This is a genomic window from Sagittula sp., from assembly GCF_052825245.1.
In genome coordinates this window covers 14,755-35,921 of record NZ_JBRBWD010000031.1, presented here as the reverse complement: position 1 = coordinate 35,921, position 21,167 = coordinate 14,755, and the positions used below count along the sequence as shown (strand labels likewise).

Sequence of the window (21,167 nt, the reverse complement as noted above, 5' to 3'; positions counted from 1 at the left end):
GTCCTCGGCGTGTGAGCCAAAGATGCAATAGGTTAGCTTCGAGCGGTAACGCTGTCTTCGGCCGAGTAAAGGAACGCCGTCGATCCGACAGCGACATTCGGATAGAGATCATTGATGTGGGCCATCACCATGCGCACGCATCCCGAACTGGCCCGGCCGCCAATGCTGCGAGGGCTCGGCGTTCCGTGAATTCGAAGGTACGTATCCCGATCTCCGACGAATAGATACAAAGCCCTGCTGCCCAAGGCATTGTTGGGGCCGGGCTCCATACCGTCGGCAAACCGCTCGTAAGCCTCCGGATCGCGTTCGATCATTGACTGCGTTGGCGTCCAGTGCGGCCATTCGACCTTTCGGCGGATCGTATAGGTGCCGGGTTCATAGAGATCGCCCTTGGCAATCGCCACCCCGTATCGCATCGCGGTGCCACCTTCCTCGATATGGTACAGATAGCGCGCGATCGCATCGACGTGAATGTCACCCGGGCGCAAACCGTCATTCGCCAAAACGCGTTGCGGCAGCAGCCTGGGATGCAGCCCCCATGGGTTGGTTGTTGCCGGGTCATAGTTGGCGGGCGTGATCTGCGCATCCCAAGCTGCTTTTTCGGCTGTTGACGGCCAGGTCTTAGCGAATGCTGGCGAACTCAGAGACGCTGAAAACAGCGAGCCGGAAAGTGCAAGGAAGTGTCGTCTTGTAACCATGAAGCGAAGCCCTTTGTTTGTTTTCGATGAATGCGGGACGATTCAAGAAACGTCCGCGACCCCATGCCACCGAACCTTTTGATGTCTTGCGATCGCGACCAACCAGAGGCAAGCAAGGACACCGCTTAGGATCGCGTTCCAACTGGCCATGGACAACGTCAGAAATTCCCAGACAACCTCACTGCACAGAACAAGATTGGACGTATTTGAACTGGCAGAGGGCAGCAATTCCGATACCGACATTTGGGAAACATCGAGGCCGGATCCCGTGCAAGAAGTCGGTCCCTCCCACCAGCCGCGCTCGACACCGGTATGAAACACTCCCAACGCGGATGTGCTGAGTACCGACAGGGCACCGATTATCAGGATTGGCAAAATCGGCAGAGCAAAGAGCAACAGAGCGCCCATTCCAATGGCGATTGCGTGTGGGTAGCGTTGCCAGATGCACATTGCGCACGGCGCGTACCCAAGAGCCTGGAAAACGAAGGCCCCCAACAGCAAGGCGGCTGATCCTGCCGCCGCAGTCATGCCGAGAGATTTTGGTGTCAGGGTCAATGAACGCTCCCATTGGCAGTCGATGGACCTGTTTCTCGCTTGTCAGGTTACGTAGACGGCGAAAGGCCTGTTATCATTCAGAGATTTGTAACGGTATGTATCCGTCTCGACCCTCAGCCGACTCTGATCCACGTTGCCATACCGTCGGCTTGGTGGCTCAACATGTGGCAATGCAGCATCCACGATCCCGGATTGTCCAGGACGACGAGAATATCCCGCGTCTCGCCGGTATCCAGATAGGTCGAGTCCCGGTATGGACCGGCTTCACCCGCCGCATCGAGTTCCCAGAAATGGTGGCCATGCAGATGCATGACGTGTGGGAACCCGGTTTCGTTGCGGATCGAAATGCGCGCGGTCGTCCCCTGCGCGGCGGATAGGAAAGGCCTTCGAGGCAGGCCGGATACGTCATTGAGCGCCCATGTCCCTGTGCCGTTGTGGGACGCGCTTCCCGCACCTCCCTGGAGCACCAGCTCCGCGGTTTGGCCGGGGTCTTTCGGGGCGGGCATTCGGTTGGCGGGCAATGCGGTGATGGGCGCTTTCGCGGGCTCACGGGAACCGGAAACAGCGATTTCGCCAAGGCTCAACGTCTGTTCTCCAAAGCTGTCGTCGAATCTAATAGGCCCGGTCGCATCACCAATCACATCGCATCTTTGCCCCGGAGCGAGAAGGATCGGTTCGAGCGTCCGAGGATGCGCCAGAGGCATGCCATCCAGTGCAACGATCTTGCCTATCAAACCATCCAGGCCGACACGGTACACCCTGTCGATAGAGGGATTTATGAGACGCAGTCGCAGACGGTCGCCTCGTTTCACGGTCTTGCCGGTTCCATTGAAAACAAGTGCCGTGACCGTATTGCCGATACGGCCCTCGGTTGCGAAGTGGGCCGGGTTGAACGCTTCGTCGTACTGCCCGGACTGATCTAGCAAGACATCGAAGAACTGAACAACGATGTCATGGTCGACAGCCGGCGCATTTTGCTCCTCGACGATGAAGGCGCCGAAAAGACCGCGGCTGACCTGATCGTAAGACAGGTAATGCGAGTGATACCAATACGTGCCGGCATCCGGGACGCCGAATTGATAACGATACGAGTCGCCCGGAATGACCACATCCTGAGTGAGGACGTTGACACCATCCATCCGATTTGGAACCCGCAACCCATGCCAGTGAACGAGAGCGCCCTCCTCCAATCGGTTATCGAGGGTAATGCGGGCGGTTTGTCCTTGTCGCATTCTGACTTCTGGGCCCGGCAGACCACCGTTGAAGCCCAACATCGACACGTCGTACCCAGCAAGGTGCGCCTTGATCGATTGGGGCGCGAGGATCAACTCGTGTGTCGCTGCTGGCAAGCGGGTACCAGCCAGCGCAACGGTCATCCCGCCAAGGAAAGACCTCCGGCTCAAAGACAATTCCGTCACCTCATGAATGATAGACTGGCTTTCGCCAACTGCCGCACTTGTGCCATTTCCGGAAGAGGAACTTCAAGGCGACAGAACACTCCTCACGCCGTTGTCACTTTGGGATACAGGAAGACGCGGGCGCCGATTTCAACGCGTTCGTACAGATCCTTCACATGTTCATTCGTCAACCGCGCGCATCCATTCGACACGGCAGACCCAATTGTCTCCGGGGCGTTCGTTCCATGAATGCGAAGATAGGTATCGCGTCCCTCGGCATCGTAGAGATAGAGCGCGCGGGCCCCGAGCGGGTTGTTTGGCCCGCCTTTCAGTCCATCCTTGTACTTTGCGTATTTGCGTGGCTCGCGCCGGATCATGGCGTTTGTTGGCCGCCACCATGGCCATTTGGCCTTGCGCGCTACCGTGAACTCTCCGGGTTCGTACAAACCTTTGCGCCCTACCCCGACCCCGTAGCGGATCGCCATCCCGTCCTCGAGCATGAAATAAAGGAAAAAATCGTCGGGAACGACGTGGACATCGCCTTTAACCCAGTCACCACGACGGGTGTTTACCAATTGTGGTTCGAACCGTTCGGGCAATTTGACTTTGTGGGCCCAGGCAGTTGTGGGCAGAAAGCAACCCATCGCTCCGGCACAAATCAATTCTCGTCTCGTGAAATTCTGCATGGCGCGATCTCCTCGGACCCATGAAAATTCAGTGCGCGTCAGGGGCAAAGAAAAGAAGCCGTGAACCGGGGCAAACGACGCGCCTTTGTTGCCTTGAAACTACGAAAATTCGTGCTTTTGGAACTCTCCAGCGCTGGAATGTTGTTGTTTTACAGAGAACTGCAAGGAGGTGACTGGAAATGCACTACTCACGATTCTTTATGATGATCGGAACATCGACCGTGGTCATGTTCGTTCTGATGTACCTGAACACCTATCTTTGGGGCCATATCTTCTTTTCGGAGACACGCCTTTACATGGCCATCCTGATGGGGGCGACCATGGCCGTGATCATGTTGGCGTACATGTTGTCCATGTATCAGAACACCAAAGCCAACATCGCGATTTTCGTTGGCGCAATAGTCCTTTTCGCGGCGAGCCTCTGGCTGGTTCGCGGGCAATTCACGGTACAGGACAGGTCCTACATGCGCGCCATGATCCCGCACCACTCGATCGCCATCATGACGTCGACTCGTGCCGAGATCACCGACCCGCGCGTCCGGGGGCTCGCAGACGACATTATCTATGCGCAGGACAAGGAAATCGCCGAAATGCGCTACCTTATTGCTGACATTGGAGCAAACGGCGAAGCATCGGCCACGCGAAGCGAAACGCCGGCGCAGGTTGTGGATGCGCAACAGGCGCTTCAAACGGAGGTCGTGTCGAAGGTCGATCCTGAGTTTCTGACGGAAGACGAAATCGCTGCGGTGTTCCCGAATGGCGGAAATTGCCGCTTTGCTTACACCTCGGACAGTCCGGCTGTACTGGTGACTGGTGAAACCGGCGAAGGGTCTGCCGCCGCAATGAAGATCAGCGGTGATCTGGTGCGCCTGAATGCGCAGGGCGAAAATGCATTTTCTGAAGGCCCGCTGTCGGCCGAGATCGCAGAGACGAACGGTGACCTGACCGATCTGATCGTCAGCGCGGGAACCGACTACGAAGCCGGGTTCCGTGGTCAACTTACGTGCAGCGGATAAGGAGGAAAGGACATGCCCCGCGACACAGACAGTAAATCCGCGCAGCTTTATCGCATGGTCATGCCGGGCCATGTCTGCCCCTACGGTCTGAAATCGAAAGACCTGCTGGAGCGGCAAGGCTTCGAGGTGGAAGACCATCCGCTTGACACCCGTGAAGACACCGATGCTTTCATGGAGAAGCACGGGGTCGAGACGACGCCGCAGACTTTCATCGGGGACGAACGGATCGGCGGTTACGATGATCTCAGGGTGTTTTTCGACATTGACCCACCCGAGGAAGAGCAAAGCGACACGACCTACCAGCCGGTCATCGCGATCTTTTCCGTTGCCGCGCTGTTGGCATTGGGCCTGTCTTGGCACCAGTACGGGTCGGTCCTTACCTTGCGGGGGTTCGAATGGTTCATTTCGCTGTCCATGACCATTCTCGCGATCCAGAAATTGCAGGATGTCGAAGGGTTTTCGACGATGTTCCTCAACTACGATCTGCTGGCGCGCAAATGGGTGCGATACGGCAAGGTCTACCCGTTCGGCGAAGCGTTGGCAGGTGTCCTGATGACTGCCGGCGCGCTGCTGTGGCTCTCGGCGCCTGTCGCCCTGTTTATCGGCACGGTCGGCGCTGTCAGCGTGTTCAAGGCTGTTTATATCGACAAGAGAGAGCTGAAATGCGCCTGCGTCGGCGGTGACAGTTCCGTCCCGCTGGGGTTCATTTCGCTGACGGAAAACCTGATGATGATCTTCATGGGTATCTGGATGCCGGTCCGCGCGATCTGGTTCTGAGGTACAGCCCCTTCTTGCCTGTCACTTGGCCAACCGCTCCGGCGACAGATCCTCGATGATGGGGCAGTCGGGCCGGTGATCCCCGGCACATTTTTCCACCAGTTCGGCGAGCGTCGCGCGCATGGATTGCAGTTTCGCGATCTTTTCCTCGATCTGGCGCAGATGGTCTTCCGCAACCGCCTTCACTTGCATGCTTTCGCGGTTTTCATCCTCGTAGAGCGACAGGAGCGTCCTGCAATCTTCGATGGTGAACCCCAAGGCCCGTGCGCGACCCAGAAACGCCAGCTTGTGAATGTGGCTCTCGGTGAACGCGCGGTAGCCGTTCTCGCTACGGTTCGGGCGGATCAGCCCGATGTCCTCGTAGTAGCGGATTGTTTTTGGGGGCACACCCGATTGTCGGGCAACGTCTCCGATGTTCATGTCGAACCTCCGTTATTCTGCTGGAGCAGGAGTGGCGGCTGCCAGCTCTGCCGGGATTGCGCGCTGCTCGTCCATCGCAGGCGCGATGCGCCGCAGCCGCAGGGCATTGGTCAGGACAAACACCGAGGACAACGCCATCGCACCCGCCGCAAGGATTGGTGACAGGAGCAACCCAAAGGCGGGATAAAGCACCCCGGCAGCGACCGGAATAAGTGCCACGTTGTAGGCAAAGGCCCAGAACAGGTTCTGCCGGATGTTGCGCATGGTCCGCCGCGATACTTCGAAGGCGTTCACCACGCCGCGCAAATCGCCCGACATCAGGACGACATCCGCAGATTCGATGGCCACATCGGTGCCGGTTCCAATGGCGATGCCCACATCGGCATGCGCCAGCGCCGGGGCGTCGTTGATCCCGTCGCCGACAAAGGCGATGCGCTTGTTCCCTTGGCGCAAACTGTCGAGCGCCGCAACCTTGCCGTCCGGCAGGACGCCGGCGATGACGTGGTCGATACCGGTTTCGCGGGCGATGGCTTCGGCGGTTTCGCGTTTGTCGCCGGTGATCATCGCAACCGCAAGACCCTTTTCGTGCAGCGCTGCGATGGCTGCGCGGCTTGCCGGTTTGACCGGATCGGCCACGCCGATCACGGCGGCGACACGCCCATCTATGGCAGCGTAAAGCGCCGTGCGACCCTTGCTTGCGATCTTCGTTTCCTCTGGAGCCAATGCCGAGACGTCAATGCCTTCGCGCGCCATGTAGCGGTCGGCCCCAACCAACACCTCCACGTCTTCGACCACGGCGCGCACGCCGTAACCTGTGACCGATTGAAAACCTTCGGCCGCCACAAGAGGTGCGCCCTCGGCCCGCGCGGCCCGCACGATGGCGTCCGCGACAGGATGCTCGGAGAGCGACTCCACGGCAGCGATCTTCGAGAGCGTTGTTGGGCGATCGAACCCTTCCGCCAGCACAAGGTCAGTCAGTGCGGGTCGCCCCTCGGTCACCGTGCCTGTTTTGTCGAGGGCGACCACATCAACGGAATCAAGTTGCTGCAAGGCGTCACCTTTACGGAACAGGACACCCATTTCCGCAGCACGTCCCGTCCCGACCATGATCGAGGTCGGCGTCGCAAGCCCCATCGCGCAGGGGCACGCGATGATGAGCACCGACACACCGGCGACCAGCGCCATCGTCAGGGCCGGATCAGGCCCGAAAAACAGCCAGACCAGCACGGTCGCCGCCGCGATCGCCATCACGGCAGGCACGAACCACAAGGTGATCCGGTCGACCAATCCCTGGATCGGCAGTTTGGCGCCCTGGGCCTCTTCGACCATGCGAATAATCTGCGCCAGGGTCGTGTCGGCGCCGACCCGCGTGGCGAGGAACTGCAGGCTTCCGGCGCCGTTGACCGTCCCGCCGGTCACCGTATCTCCGGCACCTTTTTCAGCGGGGATCGGCTCGCCTGTCAGCATGCTTTCGTCGACGCGGCTGGTCCCCTCGATGACCTCGCCATCGACCGCGATGCGTTCACCAGGGCGCACGATGACGATGTCACCCTGAACCAGCGCATCGATCTCGATCTCGACGCTTTCTCCGTCCCGCATCACGCGTGCAGTCCGCGCCTGAAGCCCTAATAGCTTCTGGATGGCCGCGCCCGTTCTCCCCTTGGCGCGCGCTTCAAGAAACCGCCCCAGAAGGATCAGAACGACGATGACCGCTGCCGCCTCGAAATAGACGGTGCGCAGCGTGTCAGGCAGGACCGACGGTACGAATGTCGCAACCACGGAATAAAGGTAAGCCGCCCCGGTGCCGACCGCGACGAGGCTGTTCATGTCGGGGGCACCCCGGAACAAGGCCGGGAAACCCTTGGTGTAAAACGTCCGGCCCGGGCCGAAGAGAACGATTGTCGTCAGCACGAACTGAAGAAGCCAACTCGTCTGCTGGCCAATCGTGGTCTCGATCAGCATATGAACGGCCGGAATGACGTGGCCACCCATTTCGATCAGGAAGACCGGCAAGGCGAGGATGGCCGCAAAGGTGACCCGTTTGGCAAGCGCCTGAGCCTCTTCCTCCTTGCGCGCAACTCTGTCGTCACCGGCCTGGGCCGTTGCCACGGTTGCTGGATACCCTGCCGCGCCGCTTGATTCGATCAGATCGGATGTCGTGACAAGACCTTCGACGTAAACGACCGTCGCCGTCTCTGAGGCGAGGTTGACGTTCACCTCGACCACCCCGGGCACCGCGGCAAGCGCCTTATCGACCCGCCCGACGCAAGAGGCACAGGACATCGCTGCAATCGTGAGTTCGGCCCTGGCCTTCCGCGCGGGGTAGCCCAGCTCGCGAAGGGATTCGATGATGTCGGGAATGCGCTTGAGCGCGTCCACGCTCATGCGAGCAGTTTCCGAGGCAAGGTTCACCGACACATCCTCTACGCCGTCGATTGCATTCAATGCGCGATCGACCCTGCCAACGCAGGACGCGCATGACATGCCTTCGATCGGCAGGCTGATCTGTTTGGGTTCGGGCATATGTGTCACCTGTTTTTCCATTCGAAGTGGAATATGAGGCTTCCAGTTACTGGAGGGTCAATGGGAGGGCGCCAAATAAATTTCTTCACTTGACCTTCCAGCGGGGGGAAGCCCCATGTCACCGATAGAAATCAGATCAAGGAGTGGTTCCGATGAAGTTCAGCGTTCCGGACATGAGCTGTGGGCATTGCACCGCAGCAATCGAAAGCGCGGTGAAGAGCGCAGATCCGAATGCAGGCGTAGAATGTGACCTTTCTGCCCGACAGGTGCATGTCGACAGCGTGTTACCAGCCGATCAGGTCCAAGCGATCATTCGGGATGCGGGCTACAACGTGGAACCTGCGGCCGCTTGATGCAGTGCCTGGACCACCCAAGGGTGGTCCGGGCACAGAATTTCAGTCTTCGACTTTGCGGGCTTCCTCGACCAAGTCGGCAAGCTGCGCCTTTTCGACGAAGCCCGGGACCAGCGCATCCCCGATCACGAAAGACGGCGTGCCGTTAAAGCCCAGAGCTTGGGTCAGTTGCATGGAGGTCGCAATGTGCTCTTCGACCTCGGGGGCCTCCATGTCCTTGCGCAACTGCGCGATATCCAGGCCGATCTCCTCGGCCACGCGCAGCACGGAGGCCTCTTCCGCGCGGCCTTCCAGCCCCATCATTGCCCAGTGAAACTCTTCGTATTTGTCCTGCTTGCGCGCTGCCAAGGCCGCTTTCGCGGCAAACACCGATCCGTCTCCGAGAATGGGCCATTCACGATAGACGAGGCGAATGTTGGGATCGTCTTCGATCAAAGCCCGCACCTCGGGTTTGACCCGCCGACAATAGGGACAGTTGTAGTCGAAAAATTCCACAACAGTGACGTCCCCTTCCAGGTTGCCGAGAACCGGCGCATTCGGATCGTTCTCGATTAGATCGCGCTGGTCATTCAGAACTTGGGCCTGACTGAGCTCCTGCGCTTGCGCCTGCCTTTGTTCGAGGATCGCCACGGCCTCCATGACAATCTCCGGGTTCTCGCGGATTGCCTCGAGCACAAGTTCCTTGACCCGGGACTCTGACAGTTCGTCCGCGAGTGCCGGTATCGGAAGCAAGGCAGCTATCGCGACCGTCGTGAAGGCTTGTCTGAAACGCATTTTAGTTCTCTCCCCGTTGTTCGTCGGCTTCTGTCCGCGCGGCCTGGACTTCGCGGATGCGGTCTGGCCAGGTGGACCGGATGAAGGCCAGGATGTTGTGAATTTGCTGGTCGGTCAGCACGTCTGCGAAACCGGGCATGCCACTGTCGAATTCGACGCCCTGACGCGCCAGAAGCGCCGCACCCCCCAGTTTTGTGTAATCGAAGAGCAGGCTGTCAGGATGATGCCAGGTGTGACCCGTCTCATCATGTGGTGGTGCTGGCAGGCGCCCATCCGCGCCGGGCGTTCGCCATTCCGGCTGGCCTTCCAGACCCGCGCCATGACAAGACGCACAGTTTTCTGCGTAGAGCAACGCGCCTTCTTCGATGTCGTAGCTCTCCGCCCTGGACGCGCTGCCGACATCCGAGGATGCACTGGTCGAGAGCCAATACGTGAAGGCGGCTGCTGCGACAGTGATCGGAAGGGACCAAACGAGATATCTCATGTGACCCGTATCCAGGTTGTCATGCCAGATGCGGCGTGGCTGAGCATGTGGCAATGGAACAGCCACTTGCCGGGATTGTCTGCCGTAAAGGCGATCTCCCGGGACTCGTTGCCGGCCAACAGGATCGTGTCCCGCATCGGCCCGAACGCGCCGTCGGGGCGCAGCTCGCGGAAATGCATCCCGTGCAGGTGCATCGCATGTGGGAAAACGGTCTGGTTCTCGATCTTCAGGCGCACCGGCTCGTTCAGGGATAGATCGGCCAGTGGCGTGTAGGTCATTTCGGCGACATCATTCAGGGCCCAGAATTTGCCCGCTTGGGCAAGCTGACGGAATCCAAGACGTTCCCCGCCAAGCAATGCGGACTGCATTCGCCCCATTGCCCCGCCGGACATGACCAGTCGCAAATCACGCGCATCGGCAAGGTCCGGGGCGTGTGCCGCGGGGTTCGGCGGCAACGGCAGTGGCTTGCCTCTTGGTACTGAACTGGCTGTGCCGTTGACCAGAAAACTCACCAACGGGGTCAATTGATCATCATCGCCGATGCGAAGCAATTGGGCGGTGCCGCCTTCGTCTTCGGTCACATCCACAATTAAGTCGACGCGCTGTGCCGGGCCGAGGATCAACTCGCCGTCAACCGACTGGGGTTGGCCGGTTGGCATTCCATCCACGGCCACCGTCCAGCCACTGAATCCAGAGAGCCTCAGCGGGAAAATTCGAGCGCTTGCTGCGTTGATGATCCGCAAGCGAATGCGCTCGTTGCGCTGCGCGGGCAAGGTCAGGTCATAGCGCCCGTTGGTCGTGATAAAGTTGCCGGTACGTCCACCGTGGCTCATCATCATGGGCTGTTCGAAATTGTCGAACAGCTGCCCGCTCTCAGGGTCGAGCAACCAGTCCTCCAGAACGATGACTTCCTCGCGGTCGATGTCCGGTCCATCGACCTCTTCGACGATCAAGGCACCGCGCAGACCACGCGCGACTTGCTCGTATGAGCGATTATGCGCGTGATACCAATAGGTGCCCGCGTCCGGTACGACGAAGTCGTAGTCAAAGGTTCCACCCGGCGCTACGGCCTCTTGGGTCAGCCCTGAAACGCCATCCATCGCGTTGTCGATCCGGATTCCGTGCCAGTGAACCGAACTGGGATCGGGTACCTCGTTGCGAAACCTGCGACGCACCCGATCGCCTTGTGTGACCCTGATTTCCGGGGCCGGAACGAGGCCGTCATAGCCCCAGATCTCTGTTTCCGGGTAGGTGTCCGGAAGAAGCTGTCGACGTGCAACCTTGGCAATCAGGTCCTCGAACGGGGTCGCGGCAAAAGCCGACTGCGGGATGGCCGCCGCGCAGGCCGCCAGTGTTGCATGGCGCAAGAAATCCCGACGTGTTTGTCTCATTTCGATCCTCGAGAAAGCGGGGGCGTGTTGCCCCCGCGTGGTGTTAGTTCGACGCGGGGTTCTCCGCCTCGACCGTGTCCTTGTTCAGCAGGAAAAGCGCCATCGCTTCGCGATCGGCAGGTGTCAGAAACCGAGTTCCCTCGCGAACCACTTCCGCCATGCTGCCGCCGAAAGCATCGCCCGAAGGGGTGATGCCGGTCTGGAGCGCATAAGCGAGGTTTGAAACCGTCCAGTCATTTTTGACCAGGTCTTTTGGCCGTATCGCGGGGGCCTTGCTGCCACCGGGAAGCTGGGCGTTGCCTGCAAAGGAAGCACCGATATCGCGGCCTCCCGCAAGATTGCGCGGCGTATGGCAGGCTCCGCAATGTGCCGCACCGCGCACCAATTCCCGTCCTCGATTCCATGCGTCGCTTCGCCCTTCAATCGGTTCGGTATCCGGATCGTAGAAGAACGCCGCTCGCCAGAGCTTCAGCCCCCATCGTTGGTCGAATGGGAAGCTGACATCATTTTCTGGTGCAGGCTCGTCCACGGGCGGCACGGTTTGAAACGCCGCCCAGAGGTCAGCGATATCCTGATCAGAAAAATCCGCATAGAAGGTGTACGGGAAAGACGGATAGTACGGCGTTCCATCGGGGCCGATGCCTTGCCGCACGGCTTTTGCGAACTGTTCTGCCGTCCATTCGCCCATGCCATGTTCCGGGTCTGTCGTCAGGTTGGGCGGGTAGAACGTTCCGAACGGGGTTTCGAGCGGCGCCCCTCCGGCAAGTGGTGCGCCGCCCGCTTCAAAATTGGTATGACAGGCAATGCACCCACTGGCGCGCGCCAGATATGCGCCCCGGTCGACATTGCCCTCTATTGCAATCGGAGTCACTGCACTGCCGACAGGCCATGCAATCACGACGCCGAGGCTGGCCGCGCCCAGCACGGCGGCCCCGCTGACGAGTGTCAAGAACCGGCGCATGGTCAGTCTTCTTCCGCCCGGAAGCGTTCATGGCATGCGGAACAGACCTGGGTCGTCATCGCGAATGCTGCGTCGGCGGGCATTTCGGCAATGGCGGCCGCATCCATCATGTCGCCTCGGCCCATCATCGTGCTCCCGCCCATCATGGTTGTATCGCCTCCCATCATTGACCCGCCGCCCATCATCGAGGCGCCATCCATGGAGGTATTGCCGCTCATGCCGCCCAATCCATTGTCGGCTGCGCGTTCCAGGCCCTCAGAGTATTCTTCCAGCTGACTTGCCAATGCCGCGAAGCGCTCCCAGTCGGTCCACACCTCGTCCTTGGCTTCCGAGGGCATGCCCCCTGTGCCCTCTGGGAACAGCTTTGTCATGCTCTCACCGGCGTGCTGCTGGAACAGGCGCGCGGCATCGCGCACTGTTTCTGCGTCATAGGCCGTTTCGCCCCGCATCATCGGGGCCACGGTCTTGACCGCCTTCCCCATTGCAAGCATGGCATCCATGCGCTCTTTCACGATGCCGGTGGCACCGCTATGCGCGAATGCCGTGACCGCAGTACCTGCAATCAACACTGCCGCTACGATAGTCGTCTTTTTCATGTCTTCGATCCTTCTTTGGGTCTGCTTTTCGAGCGATGTGAAATCAGACCCACCGTCGGGGCGGTGGAGGATCGCTGATCGGGCGCAATTCGGTTCGTTGGATCGCGCCGTCTTGCATGACGGCTTTCAGAAAAGAAGGCTCGTACGCCATGTTCGGCTGAAGCAATAACGCTGCCGGGACAGAACAATCGAGGCCTGGATGGCAGTGGCCAGAGGCCTCGGTCGATGGCCCTGCGTCTTCGTGACCATGGTATTCCTGCCCCAACGACGTTTCACCATGATATACCGGCGCCTCTGGCACCCCGAGTACTACAAGGAAAAGGCCGAAAACGGCCGACAGAATCCATCGGTTCGTCTTCGACCAACGCATCAGTTGATCCCGTTGGCCCGCTGCAATTCGCGGACATAGGCGGCCACCATCTTGACGTCTCCTTGGGTCAATCCCTCGATCTTAGGCATATTACCGAAATTCCAGTGATGTGCACGGACGCCGTTTTGAGCTGCCAGAACAAAAGCCATGTCCGAATGGTGGCTCGGTTCGTAGATCTTGTGCACGAGAGGCGGCGCAACACCGTTGCGACCGGCGGCATTTTCGCCGTGACACTCGGAACATTTTGCCTCGAATATGTTCTTCCCAAGCGCCGCCTGCTGCGAGAGTGCGTCAGGCAGCTGGACCTGGACGATCGGATCGCCTTCGGCAATCTCGCTTGTGTCAGGTGGCGTCATGGAGTGGCCAACCGCTAAATCTTCGGCTCCAACGAACTGCCAAACGGCAAAACCCCCGCCGATAACAAAAACGGCACCAATCAGCGCAGTTAATTTGTCCATGCCTGTATCTTCCGCCTTGCCCGTTGGGTCAGATGAGTTTGACTTGAGTGCCGACAGGCGCTCGCTCGTAGACTTCCTCGATCTGTTCGTTGAACAAACCGATGCAGCCGTTTGACGACCGGCGGCCGATCTTGCGCGTGTCCTGTGTCCCGTGAATACGGTAGTACTGCCACGACAGGTACAGTGCGCGAGTACCCAAGGGGTTGTCCGGATCACCCCCCTCGATACGTGCCGGCCATTCCGGATTGCGTTCCCGCATGGAGGGCGTCGGCGCCCAACTGGGGTTTTTGCGTTTTTCCACCACTTCAGTGTAACCGCGTTTGGTGAGTTCGTCGGTCAGCGGAACGGATGTCGGGTAAATCCGCATCTCGCCGTCCGCTGTCCAGTGCTGTAGCGCCATCGTCACGGTGTCTGAGATGATGATCCCTTTGCCGAGCGTGTCGAAATGGTCTTGCCAGTCATGAACTCGGAAAGAAGAAATGTTGCGGCGAATGGTTTCGGCTCGAACCACGCTTGGTGCAACCAAAGCGACAGCCGCATACCCCAACAGGCTTCGTCGATTGATCTTGTTGTTTCGCGATGTCGTCATGACACACTCCTAGCCTACGGTTTGTACATGTCTTTTACGGGAGACCCGGCATCAGGCAACCTGACAAGGCCGCGAGAAGTGTATCCATTTGTATCCTTGACCTTACCCTGCTGGAGGGTCGCAAATGACGCCAGGAACGAGACAAAGAGGGTGTCATGGACGACGAAAATCCCAAGAATAAGCCGATTACAGACAGGCTCATGCATTACGGAATGATGGCGTGTTGCATTGTGATGCTGTTGCCCGTGATCGGTTTTTTTCTCGCTGGCGGAACGCTTGCGGGTATGTGGGGCAATGCATCGGCTTTCGCCCCGCTCCTGTTGTGCGTTGGAGCGCATCTTGTGATGCATAGATTCATGGGGAAATCGTGCCATTCCGACAAGGCAAACGATACTATCGAGGAAGCGCCCGAGCCCATAAGTTCCGTGATTCCTAGCGTCGCCCGCAACAGGCAGTGATGTGCGAGGGAAAGCAAAGGTATTCGTATTGCTGTTGATGGTTACATTACTTGGAGGTTGCGCGGGAAGCCTTGCAGACTGCCTAGATCTGAAGGCTATCGTGTCCACGAAGCAAGCGTCAGACCTTCTGCCGGATGGGTGTCGAACCCTTTCATCTTCTGCGACTGGCGTTGCGCGAATTGTCTGTGCGGACGGTCGTCAGGGTTTTGCCACAGGTGGACTTTGACGCAATTTCCGCCGTCCTGGCGAAATCTGCGGAAAATATGGGAAGGAAGCAGGTATCTTGATCGATTGCCTTTTGATCCTGCGACGGGTTTTGCTTATTCCCTTCGTGCTCCTGGCCGTTGTCTCTGGAAGTGTCGCGGCAGCAACCTCTGCTGAATACCAGAGCGCGCCACTCACCGCGCATCTCATTAGTGTACAGGACGGCGTTCCCGAGAACACACAGACTCTGTCAGCCGGGCTTCACCTTCAACTGAACGAAAACTGGAAGACCTATTGGCGGTCGGCGGGCGAGGTGGGAATACCGCCTTCGGTCGAATGGAGCGGTTCCGAAAACGTCGCAGATGTCGAATTCATGTGGCCCGCCCCGACGCGCTTCACCGCCTTCGGCATCGAAAATTTTGGTTATGCGGGTGAAGTCGTCTTTCCGCTGCGCATAACGCTCAAAGATCCCGGCGCACCTGTGACTCTTTCCGCGCAGGTCAAACTGCTGGTGTGCTCCAATGTCTGTGTCCCGGAAGAGTTTGACCTGTCACTTCGCCTCGGACGGGGCAACGTCATCGACAGCACTTCGGCTGGGCTGATCGGTACGTTTTCCGAGCGCGTCCCCGAAGGGGCCAAGACGAGCGGCGTCAGCGAGGCAAATGCCTTCATCGACGAAGACCTCACGGAGTTGATCGTCAGCCTTCGCGTCGATGAACCACTCCAGTCGCCGGATGTGTTTCCCGAACTGGGTATGGGTGTTGCGCTTGGCAAACCCGATATCCGTTTGGGAGAAGAGGATCGTTTGCTTTGGGCGCGCTTGCCGATCCTCTCGTCGAATACGGATGTGACAGTGGCTCCGTCGATTACCGTCACCGACGGCGAGAACCGGGCCTTCACGATCATCGCGGATCGCGTGGCGCAAGGAATAGCACCACCCTTTGAACTGGCCGCCACGACACCGGACATGATGGAACTGATCTGGATTGCCGCGATCGCGCTGCTGGGCGGATTGATCCTGAATGTGATGCCCTGCGTGCTGCCGGTGCTGTCCATCAAGGTGTCGTCTGTGCTCAAACACACCGATCACGACACAACCCGTGTCCGGTTCGGTTTCGTCGCTGCCAGCGCCGGCATCATGACGTTCATGTGGGGTCTGGCGCTCGTCCTCTGGGCGCTCCAGACGGCAGGCCTCAGCGTCGGGTGGGGTTTGCAGTTTCAAAGCCCGCTGTTTCTTGCGGCGATGATCGCTGTCCTGCTCGTCTTTTCGGCAAATCTGTTCGGAGCGTTCGAGTTCGCCCTTCCACACGGCATGCAGACGCGGCTTGCAGGGGCCGGAGGACGCAACGGGTATTCCGCCGACTTTTTCACTGGCATGTTCGGTGCCGTCATGGCGACGCCTTGTTCGGCACCGTTCCTCGGCACCGCGGTGGCCTTTGCTTTGGCCGGGCGTGGCGTGGACATCCTCATCGTCTTTACGAGCCTCGGGCTCGGCCTCGCCCTGCCCTATCTCGTCATCGCCGCGTTCCCGCGTCTGGTCGCATTCATGCCCAAGCCTGGTCGATGGATGCTGATCATCAAAAGCGTCATGGGGGTTTTGTTGCTTGCAACCGCCGTGTGGCTGTTCTGGGTGCTCGACGGTGTCGCCGGGCTTGCGTCTGTCATCGCGGTCGCGGCGTTGTCCGGTCTCGCCGTTCTGATACTATCTCTCCCGAATGTGCAGTCCCAATTCAGGTGGTCTATTGCCATAGCCAGCCTTGTCCTGGCCATTGCCGCAGGTCCTCTCTTGCAGCAATCAGCACCTGCGCGTTCGACGCCGCAGTTGGCAATGGCTTGGATCGCATTTGATCGTTCGGAAATAGCGAAACGCGTGTCCGCAGGAGAGGTCGTTTTTGTCGATGTGACCGCTGACTGGTGTCTGACTTGCAAAGCGAACAAGACACTTATCATCGATCGGGAGCCAGTCCGGAGCGCGCTTGAAGCGCCTGGGGTCACGGCGATGCAGGCAGATTGGACACGCCCGGACACGCGCATTTCCCGCTACCTTGAGAGTTTCGGCAGATACGGCATCCCCTTCAATGCCGTCTACGGACCATCGGCACCGAACGGCATTGTGCTGTCCGAATTGCTAAAAACCGAGGACGTGATGAACGCCTTGGCGCAAGCCAGTGGTCGGGATGTTTCCGCAAAGGTTGCCGGACAGGAGTGACCTGCTCGACCGGGACACCGAGCAGTAGTCAGCCGCCGAGCCGCTCAAGCGCGGCACGGACCGCCGCACGCCGAGGATCACTGGCGGGCTGCTGCTCCAACAGCGCTTCAGCCTTGCGGTAGGCCTCAACGGCGCGATCGGGCTCCTGAAGGACGGTATAGGCATTTGCCAGCCGCATCCAACCATCCAGATCGTCCGGTTCATCCTCAAGACGCTCGGCCAGCCGCGAGACCATCGATCGGATGAACTCCGCGCGATCCGCGTCATTCATCTCCGACGCCGCCGCGACATCTGCGGCACTCGGGCCTGGTTGCGACGTCGGCCCGCTGGGTAGATTGACGACCGGAAGGTCAGCTGCCGCTGCAATCCGGTTGATCTGCGCTGCATAGGTCTCCATCCAGGGAACGTAAGCCTCTTCCTGATTCAGTCGTGAAACAAGCAGATCGTAGGCCTTACGCGTCTCTTCTTGCTGAAAGTAATACAGAGACTCGAAGTAGGTTGCCGCAGGATTGGATGGGTCAAGGTCCAAAGCGCGATCAATGGCCAATTTCGCCCGTGGAATAACAACGCCGTCATTGGCAACCGCGACAGCCTCTGCCAGCATGGAGAATGTCGCGGAGGTGGCATCCTCCCGTTCGGCAACGACTTCGAAGGCTTCGACGGCATCGGCTGCTCTGCCCATGCGCTGATAGGTCTGGCCCAACAGCATCCACCCTTCGCTAGGGCCGCCGGTCGGATCGGATACAAGCCTTTCGCGAAGTTGTATTGCCAGCGCCGTCACTTCATCAGTCTGTGCCCGCTCCTCTGCACGGGCAGCGAAGGCCATTGAAGGAACCTCCGGCGATCCCATCGTCAGATAGTAGCCCGCGGCAATAACCGGCGCGAGGACCGCCGCGACAACGAGAGTGACTCTGCCACCATTACGGGATGATCCGGCTTTTTCTTCCGAATTGCGGGTCGTCGCGAGGATCCGTTTCTTGATCTCGAGTCTGGCCGCTTGAGCTTCCTGTTCAGAAATCAAACCGCGGTCCATGTCTCGTTGGATTTCCCGCATCTGATCGGCGAGGATCGCCGGTACCGCATCCCCTCTGGTGAGAGTGTTCGATTTGGACAGCAGCAGCGGGTAGAGGACAATTCCGATTGCGACCAGCGTCAAAAGAACGAAAATACCCCAGATCATGACGCATCCCTCGCTTCGTTTTGCCTGAGAATTTCGGACACGGTGTTCTCATCCTCCGAGCCCAAGTCTTCAAATGCCTCTTGCTTTCGCCGACTCATCAGTAGCCCGCCACCAACGAAAACCCCGATCAGAACGAAAGCGATCGGAGCGAACCAAAGCGCGTAGGTCGCAGGCTCCAGAGGCGGTTTCAGCAGCACGTAATCCCCGTACCGCGCCCGTATGTATTCGATCACCTCCGCGTCGCTGTCTCCAACGACCAGGCGCTCGCGTACGAGCAGACGCAAGTCCCGCGCCACACCCGCGTTCGAACTGTCGATGTCCTGGTTCTGACAGACGACGCATCGTAGATCCTTGGAAATCTCCCGCGCACGCTGTTCCAATACCGGGTCGGTCAGCATTTCGTCTGGTTCGACCGCATTGGCGGCAAAGGGAAAGAGCCCGATGCAAAACGCGAAAATCAACTGTCTCATGATGCTGCTCCCTTTGGCAGTGCGCCTGCCTGCTTCAGGGCTTGCGTGAACCGTTCGACGGCGTCCGGACCCACGACCGGCCCGACATAGCGAAACAGAACAGTACCATCGCCATCGACGATGAAGGTTTCCGGCACGCCTGAAAGGCCCCATTCGATCCCTGTCCGGCCTGAAAGGTCGGACCCGATCCGTTCGTAGGGATTGCCGAGGTCATTGAGCCACTTCACGGCATCTTCTGGTTTGTCTTTGTAGTTGATGCCGAACAACCGCATGCCCTCGCGTTCGACAAAGCGTGTCAACACGGCATGTTCCGCGCGGCAGGGCACGCACCAGGACGCAAAGACATTGACCACGACCGGTCGTTCGTTGCCTAGAAGATCGCTTCGGGCCAGGCCGGGTGTCTCCAACCCCGGCACGGGATCGAGGTCGAACGCCGGGGCCGGTTGCGAGATCAGGACGGAAGGGATCTCGTTGGGATCCCGGTCGGGATTGAGCCCCCAGAGAAAAAAACCCCCGAATATGACCGCCGCAATAAACGGCAGCCCGGCAATGAGACGTTTCATCTTCTCTCCTACTCGGCAGGAACAGCATCGCTGGCTGGCTGTTTGGCGCGGCGCGGCGCCCCGACCCTCAAACGGCGATCCGACAAGGACAAACAGCCACCGATCACCAGCAGGATCGAGCCGATCCAGATCAGGTTGACGAGCGGTTCATAGAGGATCCGAAGGGTCCATGCTCCGGCGTTGTTCACTTGATCGGAGGCTGGCGTTGCAATCGACGTATAGAGATCACCCGCCAATGTAGAGCGGATGGCCGACTCCGTCGTCTGGCTTTCCGCGACCGGGTAATACCGGCGTTCTGGGAAAAGCGTCGTGACCAGCTCGCCATCCCGACGGACCACAAGGGTGCCGCGATCCGCGATGTAGTTCGGCCCTTGAACCTGTGTGGCCCCTTCGAAGGTGATGTCGAACCCCGCGATCGTGACTTCGGTCCCGGGGGCGGCAAAGACGATCTCCTCACTCTTCCATCCGGTCGAGCCGATCATCCCCATCATCAACACAGCGACGCCGGCATGGGCGAGTGTCATACCGTGAGAGGCGCGTGGCAGATTGCGCGCGCGTCTCGCGCTCTCTGCAAGGGGAACCTCGAACAGGCGGATGCGTAGCGCCCATTCCCGTAGGGTTGCAAAAAGCAGCCACGCTGCGCCAAGGATGGCAAGATAGGCCATGATCGGCCCACCGTTCAGAAGATACCATGCGGCCAAAACTGCGATGAACGCCAGAACGACCACGAACCGAATGCGATCGAGCAACCCGGCGATATCAGCCCGCTTCCACGACAGGAATGGACCAAGACCCATGAACACGACCAGCGCCAGCATCATCGGAATGAAAGCCGCATTGAAGAAAGGTGGACCCACCGAGATCTTGTCCCCCGTGATAGCCTCGAGGATCAGCGGATAAAGCGTCCCGAACAGGACCGTTCCCGTAGCGGCGGCCAGAATGAGGTTGTTCACGAGCAGCCCGGCCTCGCGGCTGATCGGGCGAAACAGACCACCCGGCTCCATTTCGGGCGCCCGCCAGGCGTAGAGCGCCAGCGACCCACCGATGGACACGGCCAGCAGACCCAGAATGTAAAGCCCGCGCTCTGGATCGACGGCGAAGGCATGCACGGATGTAAGCAGGCCTGACCGGACGATGAACGTCCCGAGCAGCGAAAGCGAGAAAGTCAGGATGGCAAGTAGGATGGTCCAGCTTTTGAACGCGTCGCGCTTTTCGGTGACGATGGCGGAATGCAGCAGCGCCGTGCCCAGAAGCCAGGGCATGAAGCTCACGTTCTCGACCGGGTCCCAGAACCACCAGCCGCCCCAGCCCAGTTCATAATAGGCCCACCACGATCCAAGAGCGATACCTGCCGTAAGGCTGACCCACGCGGCCAATGTCCACGGGCGGACCCATCTGGCCCAGGCCGGATCGACGCGCCCTTCCAGAAGAGCCGCAACGGCAAAGGAAAACACGATGGAGAAGCCGACATACCCGAAATACAAGAGCGGCGGGTGCATGGCGAGACCCATGTCCTGAAGCAACGGGTTGAGGTCATTGCCGTCGAGCGGCGGCGGAAACACCCGCTCGAAGGGGTTCGACGTCAGCAGCAGGAAGGACAGGAAGCCGACGCTGATCCACGCCTGCACCGACAAGGTGCGCGCCTTGGTCTCGGCGGGGATGTTCGATCCGAACCAGGCGACGCCCGCGCCGAACACCGCGAGTATCAGGATCCAGAGCAGCAGCGAACCCTCATGGCTGCCCCAGGTCCCGGCCACCTTGTAGAGCATTGGCTTGAGCGAATGGGAGTTCTCGACGACGTTCCTGACGGTAAAATCGCTGACGATGAAAGCCTGCATCAGCGCTGCGAAGGCGATGGCCACAAACAGCACTTGTCCTATTGCCGTCGCCTGGGCGGATTTCATCCAGACGGCATTTCTACGCGACGCACCTGCAATCGGTAGAACACTCTGAACAAGCGCAAGCGCCAGTGCGAGGGCCAGTGCGAAGTGACCAATTTCCGGGACCATGGCGTTCTTTCCTATTCAGCGTCGGT

General features: G+C 59.5%; 22 protein-coding genes. 5 read left to right on the top strand and 17 right to left on the bottom strand.

Annotated elements, in window-relative coordinates:
* Positions 1-32: 32 nt before the first annotated feature.
* The 4 genes from ACU0DV_RS10945 to ACU0DV_RS10930 all read right to left on the bottom strand — a co-directional run bounded on the left by ACU0DV_RS10945 (position 33) and on the right by ACU0DV_RS10930 (position 3,336).
* Positions 33-698 carry a L,D-transpeptidase gene (locus tag ACU0DV_RS10945; protein WP_012187180.1) on the bottom strand — a complete coding sequence of 222 codons (666 nt, stop codon included), beginning with the start codon at positions 696-698 and terminating at the stop codon, positions 33-35.
* A gap of 42 nt (positions 699-740) precedes the next feature.
* A complete protein-coding gene (locus ACU0DV_RS10940; RefSeq protein WP_012187181.1) occupies positions 741-1,253 on the bottom strand; it encodes a disulfide bond formation protein B in 513 nt (170 codons plus the stop codon).
* 113 nt (positions 1,254-1,366) lie between these two features.
* Entirely contained in the window at positions 1,367-2,629 is a 1,263-nt protein-coding gene (locus ACU0DV_RS10935; protein ID WP_007803424.1) for a multicopper oxidase family protein, read from the bottom strand.
* A gap of 125 nt (positions 2,630-2,754) precedes the next feature.
* Positions 2,755-3,336 carry a L,D-transpeptidase gene (locus tag ACU0DV_RS10930; RefSeq protein ID WP_012187183.1) on the bottom strand — a complete coding sequence of 194 codons (582 nt, stop codon included), beginning with the start codon at positions 3,334-3,336 and terminating at the stop codon, positions 2,755-2,757.
* Positions 3,337-3,515: 179 nt separating this feature from the next.
* On the opposite strand from ACU0DV_RS10930, the gene ACU0DV_RS10925 reads away from it, so the two are divergent.
* Together ACU0DV_RS10925 and ACU0DV_RS10920 are read left to right on the top strand one after the other, a co-directional pair.
* Positions 3,516-4,352 carry a DUF305 domain-containing protein gene (locus tag ACU0DV_RS10925; protein ID WP_012187184.1) on the top strand — a complete coding sequence of 279 codons (837 nt, stop codon included), beginning with the start codon at positions 3,516-3,518 and terminating at the stop codon, positions 4,350-4,352.
* Between the two features lie 12 nt (positions 4,353-4,364).
* Positions 4,365-5,129 carry a MauE/DoxX family redox-associated membrane protein gene (locus tag ACU0DV_RS10920; protein ID WP_012187037.1) on the top strand — a complete coding sequence of 255 codons (765 nt, stop codon included), beginning with the start codon at positions 4,365-4,367 and terminating at the stop codon, positions 5,127-5,129.
* Between the two features lie 21 nt (positions 5,130-5,150).
* Here the strand turns inward: ACU0DV_RS10920 and cueR are convergent, their stop codons facing one another.
* Together cueR and ACU0DV_RS10910 are read right to left on the bottom strand one after the other, a co-directional pair.
* The gene (gene cueR, locus ACU0DV_RS10915; RefSeq protein WP_007803416.1) at positions 5,151-5,549 is read right to left on the bottom strand and encodes a Cu(I)-responsive transcriptional regulator; all 399 of its coding nucleotides are present in this window, start codon (positions 5,547-5,549) and stop codon (positions 5,151-5,153) included.
* Positions 5,550-5,561: 12 nt separating this feature from the next.
* Complete coding sequence (locus ACU0DV_RS10910) at positions 5,562-8,072, bottom strand: heavy metal translocating P-type ATPase (protein WP_040182674.1); 2,511 nt, start codon at positions 8,070-8,072, stop codon at positions 5,562-5,564.
* Between the two features lie 152 nt (positions 8,073-8,224).
* On the opposite strand from ACU0DV_RS10910, the gene ACU0DV_RS10905 reads away from it, so the two are divergent.
* Entirely contained in the window at positions 8,225-8,425 is a 201-nt protein-coding gene (locus ACU0DV_RS10905) for a heavy-metal-associated domain-containing protein (protein ID WP_007803412.1), read from the top strand.
* A 42-nt stretch (positions 8,426-8,467) separates the two neighbouring features.
* On the opposite strand, the gene ACU0DV_RS10900 is transcribed toward ACU0DV_RS10905, so the two are convergent.
* The 7 genes from ACU0DV_RS10900 to ACU0DV_RS10870 form a co-directional block, all read right to left on the bottom strand.
* Positions 8,468-9,199 carry a DsbA family protein gene (locus ACU0DV_RS10900; RefSeq protein WP_009807488.1) on the bottom strand — a complete coding sequence of 244 codons (732 nt, stop codon included), beginning with the start codon at positions 9,197-9,199 and terminating at the stop codon, positions 8,468-8,470.
* A gap of 1 nt (position 9,200) precedes the next feature.
* Positions 9,201-9,683, bottom strand: a complete 483-nt coding sequence (locus tag ACU0DV_RS10895) for a c-type cytochrome (RefSeq protein WP_007803408.1) — start codon at positions 9,681-9,683, stop codon at positions 9,201-9,203.
* Positions 9,680-11,074 (bottom strand): multicopper oxidase family protein, encoded by a 1,395-nt coding sequence (locus ACU0DV_RS10890; RefSeq protein WP_007803406.1) that lies wholly within the window; start codon positions 11,072-11,074, stop codon positions 9,680-9,682. Before ACU0DV_RS10890 ends, ACU0DV_RS10895 begins: the two co-directional genes overlap by 4 nt.
* Positions 11,075-11,117: 43 nt before the next feature.
* The gene (locus tag ACU0DV_RS10885) at positions 11,118-12,035 is read right to left on the bottom strand and encodes a c-type cytochrome (protein ID WP_007803405.1); all 918 of its coding nucleotides are present in this window, start codon (positions 12,033-12,035) and stop codon (positions 11,118-11,120) included.
* A 2-nt stretch (positions 12,036-12,037) separates the two neighbouring features.
* Entirely contained in the window at positions 12,038-12,631 is a 594-nt protein-coding gene (locus tag ACU0DV_RS10880) for a c-type cytochrome (protein ID WP_007803403.1), read from the bottom strand.
* A 369-nt stretch (positions 12,632-13,000) separates the two neighbouring features.
* Positions 13,001-13,459 carry a c-type cytochrome gene (locus ACU0DV_RS10875; protein WP_007803401.1) on the bottom strand — a complete coding sequence of 153 codons (459 nt, stop codon included), beginning with the start codon at positions 13,457-13,459 and terminating at the stop codon, positions 13,001-13,003.
* A gap of 28 nt (positions 13,460-13,487) precedes the next feature.
* Positions 13,488-14,048 carry a L,D-transpeptidase gene (locus ACU0DV_RS10870; RefSeq protein WP_009807486.1) on the bottom strand — a complete coding sequence of 187 codons (561 nt, stop codon included), beginning with the start codon at positions 14,046-14,048 and terminating at the stop codon, positions 13,488-13,490.
* Between the two features lie 155 nt (positions 14,049-14,203).
* On the opposite strand from ACU0DV_RS10870, the gene ACU0DV_RS10865 reads away from it, so the two are divergent.
* Positions 14,204-14,506: a DUF2933 domain-containing protein gene (locus tag ACU0DV_RS10865; protein WP_127657316.1), complete on the top strand. Its 303-nt coding sequence runs from the start codon at positions 14,204-14,206 to the stop codon at positions 14,504-14,506.
* 283 nt (positions 14,507-14,789) lie between these two features.
* Positions 14,790-16,919: a protein-disulfide reductase DsbD family protein gene (locus tag ACU0DV_RS10860; protein ID WP_009807485.1), complete on the top strand. Its 2,130-nt coding sequence runs from the start codon at positions 14,790-14,792 to the stop codon at positions 16,917-16,919.
* Positions 16,920-16,947: 28 nt separating this feature from the next.
* Here ACU0DV_RS10860 and ccmI read toward each other — a convergent pair whose 3' ends face one another.
* The 4 genes from ccmI to ACU0DV_RS10840 are packed head-to-tail and all read right to left on the bottom strand — an operon-like array spanning position 16,948 to position 21,141.
* Positions 16,948-18,099: a c-type cytochrome biogenesis protein CcmI gene (ccmI, locus tag ACU0DV_RS10855; RefSeq protein WP_008327282.1), complete on the bottom strand. Its 1,152-nt coding sequence runs from the start codon at positions 18,097-18,099 to the stop codon at positions 16,948-16,950.
* Positions 18,096-18,569: a cytochrome c-type biogenesis protein gene (locus ACU0DV_RS10850; RefSeq protein WP_127657317.1), complete on the bottom strand. Its 474-nt coding sequence runs from the start codon at positions 18,567-18,569 to the stop codon at positions 18,096-18,098. Before ACU0DV_RS10850 ends, ccmI begins: the two co-directional genes overlap by 4 nt.
* Complete coding sequence (locus tag ACU0DV_RS10845) at positions 18,566-19,132, bottom strand: DsbE family thiol:disulfide interchange protein (protein WP_375264045.1); 567 nt, start codon at positions 19,130-19,132, stop codon at positions 18,566-18,568. The genes ACU0DV_RS10850 and ACU0DV_RS10845 overlap by 4 nt, the downstream gene beginning before the upstream one ends.
* 8 nt (positions 19,133-19,140) lie before the next feature.
* Entirely contained in the window at positions 19,141-21,141 is a 2,001-nt protein-coding gene (locus ACU0DV_RS10840; RefSeq protein WP_127657318.1) for a heme lyase CcmF/NrfE family subunit, read from the bottom strand.
* Between the last annotated feature and the right edge of the window lie 26 nt (positions 21,142-21,167).